At 29.0% G+C, this 9,505-nt stretch carries 6 protein-coding genes; 4 read left to right on the forward strand and 2 right to left on the reverse strand.

Annotated features, from left to right (window positions below; all coding sequences use genetic code 11):
- Nucleotides 1-2,512: DNA gyrase subunit A (gene gyrA / locus QM495_RS05850; protein WP_408671177.1), on the forward strand; the 2,512-nt coding region annotated here is incomplete at its 5' end.
- A gap of 10 nt (nucleotides 2,513-2,522) precedes the next feature.
- Entirely contained in the window at nucleotides 2,523-3,800 is a 1,278-nt protein-coding gene (locus QM495_RS05855) for a tetratricopeptide repeat protein (protein ID WP_408671178.1), read from the forward strand.
- A 48-nt stretch (nucleotides 3,801-3,848) separates the two neighbouring features.
- On the opposite strand, the gene QM495_RS05860 is transcribed toward QM495_RS05855, so the two are convergent.
- Nucleotides 3,849-4,619: an NlpC/P60 family protein gene (locus QM495_RS05860; RefSeq protein WP_408671179.1), complete on the reverse strand. Its 771-nt coding sequence runs from the start codon at nucleotides 4,617-4,619 to the stop codon at nucleotides 3,849-3,851.
- A 9-nt stretch (nucleotides 4,620-4,628) separates the two neighbouring features.
- A complete protein-coding gene (locus QM495_RS05865; protein WP_408671180.1) occupies nucleotides 4,629-5,804 on the reverse strand; it encodes an acetyl-CoA C-acyltransferase in 1,176 nt (391 codons plus the stop codon).
- A 149-nt stretch (nucleotides 5,805-5,953) separates the two neighbouring features.
- Here QM495_RS05865 and QM495_RS05870 point away from each other — a divergent pair, with 149 nt between their 5' ends.
- Together QM495_RS05870 and QM495_RS05875 are read left to right on the forward strand one after the other, a co-directional pair.
- On the forward strand, nucleotides 5,954-7,351 hold the full coding sequence (locus tag QM495_RS05870; RefSeq protein WP_408671181.1) for an NAD(P)-binding protein: 1,398 nt from the start codon (nucleotides 5,954-5,956) through the stop codon (nucleotides 7,349-7,351).
- A gap of 39 nt (nucleotides 7,352-7,390) precedes the next feature.
- On the forward strand, nucleotides 7,391-9,445 hold the full coding sequence (locus tag QM495_RS05875; RefSeq protein WP_408671182.1) for an HD family phosphohydrolase: 2,055 nt from the start codon (nucleotides 7,391-7,393) through the stop codon (nucleotides 9,443-9,445).
- The last annotated feature ends 60 nt before the right edge of the window (nucleotides 9,446-9,505 follow it).

Genomic DNA, 9,505 nt, shown 5'->3' on the forward strand with positions numbered 1-9,505 from the left:
CGGAGAAAAACTGATACCAATTAATATTGAAGATGAAATGAAATCTGCTTACATTGATTATTCAATGTCAGTAATTGTTTCAAGAGCATTACCAGATGTACGAGATGGTTTAAAACCAGTGCATAGAAGGGTTTTGTTTGGTATGCACGAATTAGGAATAAAAGCAACAGGATCTTATAAAAAATCAGCTAGAATAGTTGGAGAAGTATTAGGTAAATATCACCCACATGGTGATACATCTGTTTACGATTCAATGGTACGTATGGCTCAAGAATGGAGCGTACGGTATATGATGGTTGATGGCCAAGGTAACTTTGGATCTGTAGATGGAGATAGCCCTGCAGCAATGCGTTATACAGAAGTACGAATGCGTAAAATATCAGAAGACATGCTTTCTGATATTGAAAAAGATACTGTAGATCATAAATTAAATTTTGATGATACATTGCTAGAACCAACTGTTTTACCAACTAGAATTCCTAATTTATTAGTAAACGGAGCTTCAGGTATTGCAGTTGGTATGGCTACAAACATGGCACCTCATAATTTAACTGAAGTTATTGATGGAACATTGGCTTATATTGAAAATAGAGATATTGAGATTTCTGAGTTAATGGAACACATAAAAGCACCTGATTTTCCAACAGGAGGTATTATTTATGGTTATGAAGGTGTAAAAGAAGCTTTTGAAACAGGTAGGGGTAGAATTGTAATGCGTGCTAAAGCAACTATTGAAGAAGTTCAAGGAAGAGAGTGCATTATTGTTACAGAAATTCCTTATCAGGTTAATAAGGCAGAAATGATTAAAAGAACTGCTGAATTAGTTAACGATAAAAAATTAGAAGGTATCGCCAATATTCGCGATGAATCTGATAGAAATGGAATGCGTGTTGTTTACATTTTAAAACGTGATGCAATACCAAATATAGTTTTAAACAAACTTTACAAATATACAGGCTTACAAACATCGTTTAGTGTGAATAATATTGCACTTGTAAATGGTCGTCCGCAACAATTAAATTTAAAAGAACTAATCCATTATTTTGTTGAACACAGACATGAAGTAGTTGTTAGAAGAACAGAATTTGAACTTAAAAAAGCAGAGGCTAGAGCTCATATTCTTGAAGGTTTAATAATTGCTAGTGATAACATTGATGAAGTAATTAAAATAATTAGAGCATCTTCTAATGCTGATGAAGCTAGAGAAAATTTAATTAAACGTTTTGAATTAACTGAAATTCAGGTAAAAGCCATAGTTGAAATGCGTTTGCGTCAATTAACTGGTTTAGAGCAAGATAAATTGCGTGCTGAATATGAAGATATCATGAAGTTAATTATTGATTTAAAAGATATTTTATCAAATGAAGTAAGACGTTACACTATTATAAAAGAAGAATTAGTAGCTGTAAGAGATAGATATGGTGATGAACGTAGATCTGTTATTGAATATGCTGGTGGAGACTTATCTATTGAAGATATGATTCCAAATTCTAAAGTAGTGGTAACAATTTCACATGCAGGTTATGTAAAACGAACTAATTTAGATGAATATAAAGTTCAAAATAGAGGTGGTAGAGGTCATAAAGGGGTGGCTACCAGAAATGAAGATTTCCTTGAGCATTTATTTATAGGTACAAACCATCAATATATGCTTTTCTTTACTCAAAAAGGAAAAGTATTTTGGATGCGTGTTTATGAAATTCCTGAAGGAGGAAAAACTTCAAAAGGTAGAGCAATTCAAAACCTAGTAAATATTGAACAAGATGATGCTGTTAAGGCTTTCTTAGTTACAGAAGACTTAAAAAATGAAGAATATGTAAACAGTCATTATATTATAATGGCAACTAAAAATGGTCAAGTTAAAAAAACTTCATTAGAACAATATTCTCGTCCAAGAACTAATGGTATCAACGCTATTACTATAAGAGAAGGCGATGAACTTTTAGAAGCAAAATTAACAACTGGAGATAGTCAAATTATGATTGCTTTAAAATCGGGTAAATCAATTCGTTTTGAAGAAAGTAAAACACGTCCAATGGGTAGAAATGCTTCAGGTGTAAGAGGAATTCGTTTAAAAGATGCTAAAGATGAGGTAATAGGAATGATTGCTGTAAATGATAATGAAAGTAATGTACTAGTAGTTTCAGAAAAAGGATACGGTAAAAGATCTAGTTTAGAGGATTATAGAATTACCAATCGTGGAGGTAAAGGCGTTAAAACTATTAATGTTACTGAAAAAACAGGTAGTTTAGTAGCTATTAAAAATGTCACTGATGAAGATGATTTGATGATTATTAACAAATCAGGAATTACAATTAGAATGGCTGTAGCAGATTTACGTGTTATGGGACGAGCAACACAAGGTGTAAAATTAATTAATATTAAAGATAACGATTCAATTGCAGCAGTTGCAAAAGTATTACATGAAGAAGAAGAAGAAGAAGAATTAGACGAAAAAGAAAATGGCACGGAAATTGAAAATGATAACGAAGAGAATACAAATCAAGAATAAACCAATTAAAATGAGAAAACAATTATTAATTCTGTCAGCTTTATTTATAAGTGTGACAGTATTTGGACAAAAAAATGAACTTAAGACCGCTGAAAAGGCTATTAAAGCTAATGATTTTGTAGCAGCAACTACAGCATTAAATAAAGCTGAAGGTTTAATTGCAAATGCAGATCAAAAAACAACAGCTAAATTCTATTATTTAAAAGGAAAAGCGTTGTATCAAAATGGTTCAGAAAATGCAGACATATTAAAGGTAGGTGAAGCTTTTAATAAATTAATTGATTATGAAAAAGAGACTAAACAAAAATATACAAATGAGTTTGGTGCATTATTAAACAAGTTAATTAGTAGTGTTGCTGAAAAAGCATCTAGTGATTATAGTTTGGCATCAGAAACTAAAGAACCAGCTGATTATATGAATGCTGCAAAAAAGTTTCATCAAGTATATTCTTTAAGCCCTAGAGATACTTCTTTTTTAGATAATGCAGCTTTGATATATTATTTTGGTAAAGATTATGAAACTTCAAAAAAATTATATCAAAAATTATTAGATTTAAATTACACAGGTATTACTACAATTTATAAAGCAACAAATAAAGAAGATGGTAAAGACATTACTTTTAATGATAAAAAAGCAATGGATTTACAAGTTAAATTAGGACTTGCAGAAAATCCAAGAGAAGAAGCAAAAGATTCTCGAAGAGAATTTATTTTTAAAAATTTAGCTCAAGATTATTCAGTATTAGAAAATTATTCAAAAGCATTAGAGGTAATTGCTGAAGGTAGAAAAGAATTTCCAAAAAGCTATTCTTTGTTAATTGATGAAGCAAATGTTTATTATAAATTAGGAGATAATAATAAATTTAAAGAGCGTTTAGAAGAAGCTATTACTTTAAACCCAACAGATCCTACTTTATATTATAATGTTGGGGTAATGAATATGGATCAAGGAAAAATTGACGAAGCAATTAATTACTTTGATAAAGCTATTGAATTAAAACCCGATTATGCTGATGCGTATAATAATATTGGTGCAGCTATGATTGAAAAAGTAAATCCAATTATTGAGGAAATGAATAAAAGTTTATCAGATTTTGATAAATATGATAAATTACAAGCTAAACAATTTGAAATATATAAACAAGCGGTTCCTTTTTATGAAAAAGCTTATGAGATTGACGCTACAAATATTAGTGTAATTCAAACATTAATGGGTTTATATGAGAACTTAGAAATGACTGAAAAGTTAAAAGCAATTAGAGCTGTTTATGATGAATTAAAAGGGTAAATAAACTCTATAGGTTATATAAAAAAAGCTCACATTTGTGAGCTTTTTTTATATAATTTTTTTAATAACTCTTAATTTATGAGTGTGTCTGTGTGTATCTATGTTAAAAATACCACTGTGATCAATTCTATCAACTCTAATTTTACCATGTGCATGAATTATATAATTATCTTTCATAATTATACCAACATGTGTAATAATTCCTTCGCTATTATCGAAAAAGGCTAAATCCCCAGGCTCACTTTCTTCAATAAAGCTTAAAACCTCTCCTTGCGTTGCTTGTTGGGTTGCATCACGTAATAATTTATAACCACAAAGTTTATAAACCATTTGAGTAAAACCAGCACAATCAATACCAAATGGAGTTTTTCCACCCCATAAATAAGGCGCGTTTAGGTATTTAAAAGCAACTTTAATAATAGTTTCTTTAGATTGTTTTTTAGAAATTATATCACCTTCATAAAGAAAACTAGTATTATTTATAATTAAGTTTTTATTAAAATAAAAAGGCAATGAAGCACCTAGTGAAACTGTAATAAAATTATCATTTTTATCAGTAGCAAAATCTATTAATTCATTTGCATAAGTTGAATCTGAATTCTGAATTTTTATATAAATCTCTTCTGTAATTTCTTCAAATTGTTTAGTATCTATCCAACCTTCATAGTTATCAAAAGCAACTCTAATTTTACTCCAATTTTTACGTATCTCAATTATTTTAAAATGTTCACCAAATAATAATTGCGAAATCATTTCGCTACTATTATTTGGTTCAATTTTAACAGGAACAATACTTAAATTACAAATTCCGTAGTGCATATAAATAAATTATAATCTTTCAATTACCATTGCACTTGCACCACCGCCTCCATTACAAATTGCTGCAGCACCAATTTTTGCATTGTTTTGTTCTAAAATAGAAGTTAAGGCAATAATAATTCTTGCGCCAGACATACCTAAAGGATGACCTAAAGAAACAGCACCTCCGTTTACATTGACTTTTTCAGCATTCAAATTTAAAATTTTAATATTGGCTAAGCCAACTACAGAAAAAGCTTCATTAAATTCAAAATAATCTACGTTGTCTAGATTTATTCCAGCTTTAGCTAAAGCTAAAGGTAAAGCTTTTGCAGGAGCTGTAGTAAACCATTCAGGTTCTTGTGAAGCATCGGCATAACCACTTATTTTAGCTATTGGTTTTAAGTTTAATTCTTCAGCTTTTTCAGCACTCATAAGAACTAATGCAGCGGCACCATCATTTAATGTTGAAGCATTAGCTGCTGTAACTGTACCATCTTTTGAGAAAACTGGGCGTAAAGTAGGAATTTTTTCCATTTTGACATTCTTGTATTCTTCATCTTCAGAAAAAATGATGGGTTCACCTTTTCTTTGAGGAATTTCTACGGGTACAATTTCATTTTCGAAATTTCCATTTGACCAAGCTTTTGCTGATTTTTTATAAGATTCTATAGCGAAATTATCTTGATCTTCTCTTGTAAAATGGTATTCTGAAGCACATAAATCTCCACATGTTCCCATATGTTTTTGATCGTAAACGTTGGTTAAACCATCAACTAAAATACCGTCAGACATGTTAATATTCCCCAATTTAGTTGCTTTTCTTCCTGCTACATAATGAGGGATACTACTCATATTTTCCATACCGCCAGCCACAATAATTTCAGCATCACCACATTTAATAGATTGGGAAGCTATCATAATAGCTTTCATACCAGAAGCACATACTTTATTTATAGTTGTACAAGGCACAGTAGTAGGGATTCCAGCAAAAATAGCTGCTTGGCGTGCAGGAGCTTGTCCAAGACCAGCTGATACAACATTTCCCATTAAAACTTCATCTACTAATTGTGGATCTAAGTTTATTTTATTTAAGGCTCCTTTTATGGCAATAGCACCAAGTTTCGGTGCCGAGATACTAGATAAACTTCCTAAAAAACTTCCAATAGGTGTTCTAGCAACAGATACAATTACAACTTCTTTCATATTTAATTCTTAGAATATTTCTTATGCGAATTTAAGTAAATTAATGCAATTTTAATGGCTTTAAAATAGAGTTTATTTTGTGTAATATTCATTACACAATAAAATTATAAGTTCCCTAATTTGCATTAGATATTTAAACACAACAAGTTATGGGCTTGAATAAAGCATTTAATAAACATTATGTAGCTGTAATTGGAGGTTCTATCTCTGGCTCTGAAGCAGCAAATTTATTGGCAGAAAAAGGGTTTAGAGTTGTTGTTTTTGATATGAATGAATTACCTTATGGTAAAATTGAAGACGGTTTGCCAAAATGGCATGTAAACCTTAGAAATAGACAAATTAAAGAAATTGATAAAAAATTAAACCACCCAAATATTAGATTTGTACCTAAAACTAAAATAGGTAGTGATATTGAATTTTTTGATTTGCTTAAAAATTGGGGTTTTTCAGCAATTATACTTGCAAATGGTTCTTGGAAGGATAGAGCTTTACCAATACGATCTATTGAGAAATTTTTAGATAAAGAACTCATTTATCAGAACTCATTTATCAATTGGTTTAATCATAAACATGAGCATGATTTTATGGGTAAAAACTACTTTATTAAAGGTGGAGCAGTTGTAATTGGAGGAGGATTGGCATCACTAGATGTTGTGAAAATTGTGATGATTGAACTTGTTAAAAAGTATTTATTTGTTAAAAAAGGTATCGATGTAGATTTGTTTACTTTGGAAAAGGAAGGTATACAAAAAACGTTAGAAAAACATTCAATTCCATTTGAAGAATTAAGTTTAAAAAAGGCAAGACTTGTATATAGGAGAACAGCTAAGGATATGCCTTTAAAACCACCAAAAAATGAGAGTGAGGAAAGTATTGAAGCGGCTAAATTAGTTTCAGAAAAATTGTTAAATAAGTATATAGAAAAGTATTTATTTGAATTTATTCCATTAAGTATACCTATAAATTTTAGTGAAGAAAACAATAAATTAACTGGAGTTGTTTTTCATCATATAACAATTGAAAAGGGAAAATTTCAGCCTATAAAAGATAGTTTATTTGAATTAAAAACTGAAATGTTAATTTCTTCAATAGGAAGTGTTCCTGAGCAGTTGGAGGGACTTGAGTACGAATACTCATCCTTAAAAATGCGAAAAAAAGCTGATTATCATGTTGCTGGCTTTGAGAATGTTTTTGCCGTAGGTAATGCTGTTACTGGTAGAGGAAATATTCAGGAATCTAAACGCCATGGAAAACAAATGACTGCTTTAATTATTGATAAGCATTTAACAGAAGATGCATTAGAAAAATGGTTAACAAATTATAATAGTGAGGTTAGAACACAAGTAAATGAACAAGTTGAGGTAATTTTTGATGAGATTTCGAAACTTAAAATTCAACCTAATACTACATTGCAAGGGATTTTATCTAAAACAGATAAAATTCATGAAAAAATTAAATATACAAACTATAAAAGCTGGATAAAAAGTAATACACCAGAAAGATTAGAGGATATCCTAAAAAATAAAGTAGATTGCAAATGTAAATAACATAAAAAATGTTATTTTTGGAATGCAAATGCGAACTTCGTGAAAAACTTCATAAATAAATTACTAGTAAATCATTCATTAATTTATAAACTATTTTTATACATAGTAACTATAGTTTTAATTGTATACCTTTTTCCGAAAGGAGGGCAATTTAAGTATGAATTTCAAAAAGGGAAACCTTGGCAATATGAAAATTATTATGCTCCATTTGATTTTGCTATAAAAAAATCTGTTGATGAAATTGAAATTGAAACAGCCCAAATAAAAGAGAATTCAAAACTATTTTTTGAATATAATGAAGAAATTGTATTTAAAGTAAAGAATTTAATTTTAGATAAAAGCACACTATTATTATCAAATTCGAATATTTCGGAGGTTGATAAAGCTGATTTGAAAAGAAAAGCAATAAAAATTATAGATAATATATATGAGTTTGGCTATTTAGAAGCATCAGATTATCAAATTCCTGCTGAAAGGGAAATTACAATTAGAAAAGGGAATAAAATTCAAAATATTCAACCTTATAAACTCTATAAACCTTCACAAATTCTTACGTATATTAATTCAATTATAGGCGCTCAGCCTTATACACAGGAAGAAAATAGCATTTTAAATATTATATATGAAGGATTAAAACCAAATGTTAGTTATGATAAAATTTTTACTGAAAAAGTGCTTCAAGAAAATTTAAGTAAAATCTCGTATACAAAAGGCTTGGTTTCTGAAAAAGAGCGTATTATTTTTAAAGGTGATATTGTTGAAGGAGAAAACTTAATGAAATTAAATTCCATAAAAAGCGAATTTGAATCGCAAGTGTGGAGTCAATCTAATTATAATTGGATTGTTTTTGGTTATACTATTTTGGTGGCATTATCTTTTTTAATGTTATTACTTTTTTTAAGAAAATATAGAATAGAAATATTTGAAAATAATAATAAAGTTACTTTTATATTTTTCAATATTATTTTAATTATTCTTTTAGTAACATTAATTGCGAAGTATGATGTTAAGTATATTTATATAGCTCCTATAGTTATATTACCACTTGTTTTAAAAGCTTTTTTTGATGCAAGGTTAGGTTTGTTTACACATGTTTTAACTGTACTGCTACTTGGTTTTATTGTGCCAAATAGTTTCGAATTTATTTTTCTTCAAATAATTGCAGGAATAGTAACTATTTTAACGATTTCTGAACTCTATAAAAGAGCAAATTTATTTATTTCAGTATTACAAATAACATTTGTTTATTTTCTAGCTTATTTTGCTTTTTCAATTATACAAGAAGGAAATGCCCAAAATTTAGATTGGGATAAGTTTTTATATTTTTCATTAAATGGAGCAGCTACGTTATTTGTATTACCATTGATTTATATTTTTGAAAAAATGTTTGGACTAATTTCTGATGAATCATTAAAAGAACTATCTAACACTAACTCTAAATTATTACATGAATTAGCAGAAAAAGCTCCTGGAACATTTCAACACTCATTACAAGTTGCAAATTTAGCTGAAGCTTGTGCTAACGAAATACATGCAAATTCGATGTTAGTTAGAACTGGTGCATTGTATCATGATATTGGTAAAATGGATAACCCAATGTTTTTTACTGAAAACCAGTCAACCAATGTAAATCCACATAACGAGCTTACACCAAAGGATAGTGCTCAAATAATAATAAACCATATTATTAAAGGTGTAGAGATGGCTAAAAAAAATCATTTACCTGATAGAATAATTGATTTTATTAGAACTCATCACGGAACTACTTTAGTTTATTATTTCTTTAAGAAGGAAGAAGAGTTAAGTGGAGAAGAGGTAGCTATTAAAAATTTCCAATATCCGGGTCCAATTCCTTTTTCAAAAGAAACAGCAATATTAATGATGTGCGATTCTGTAGAAGCAGCATCAAAAAGTATAAAAGAACCAACAGTACAAACATTTGATTTATTAGTTGAAAAAATTGTGAATAAGCAAATGGAAGATGGTCAATTTATGAATGCCGATATTACTTTTAAAGAATTACAAACCATTAAAAAGGTGCTAAAGAAGAAGTTAAAGAATATTTATCATTTAAGAATTGAATATCCTGAATAAATTACAAGAAAAGTTTAATTAAAAAAAGTTAAAAAATGTTGTATAACTGCATTTCTAATG

This window comes from Lutibacter sp. (assembly GCF_046055765.1).
Classification (GTDB): Bacteria; Bacteroidota; Bacteroidia; order Flavobacteriales; family Flavobacteriaceae; genus Lutibacter.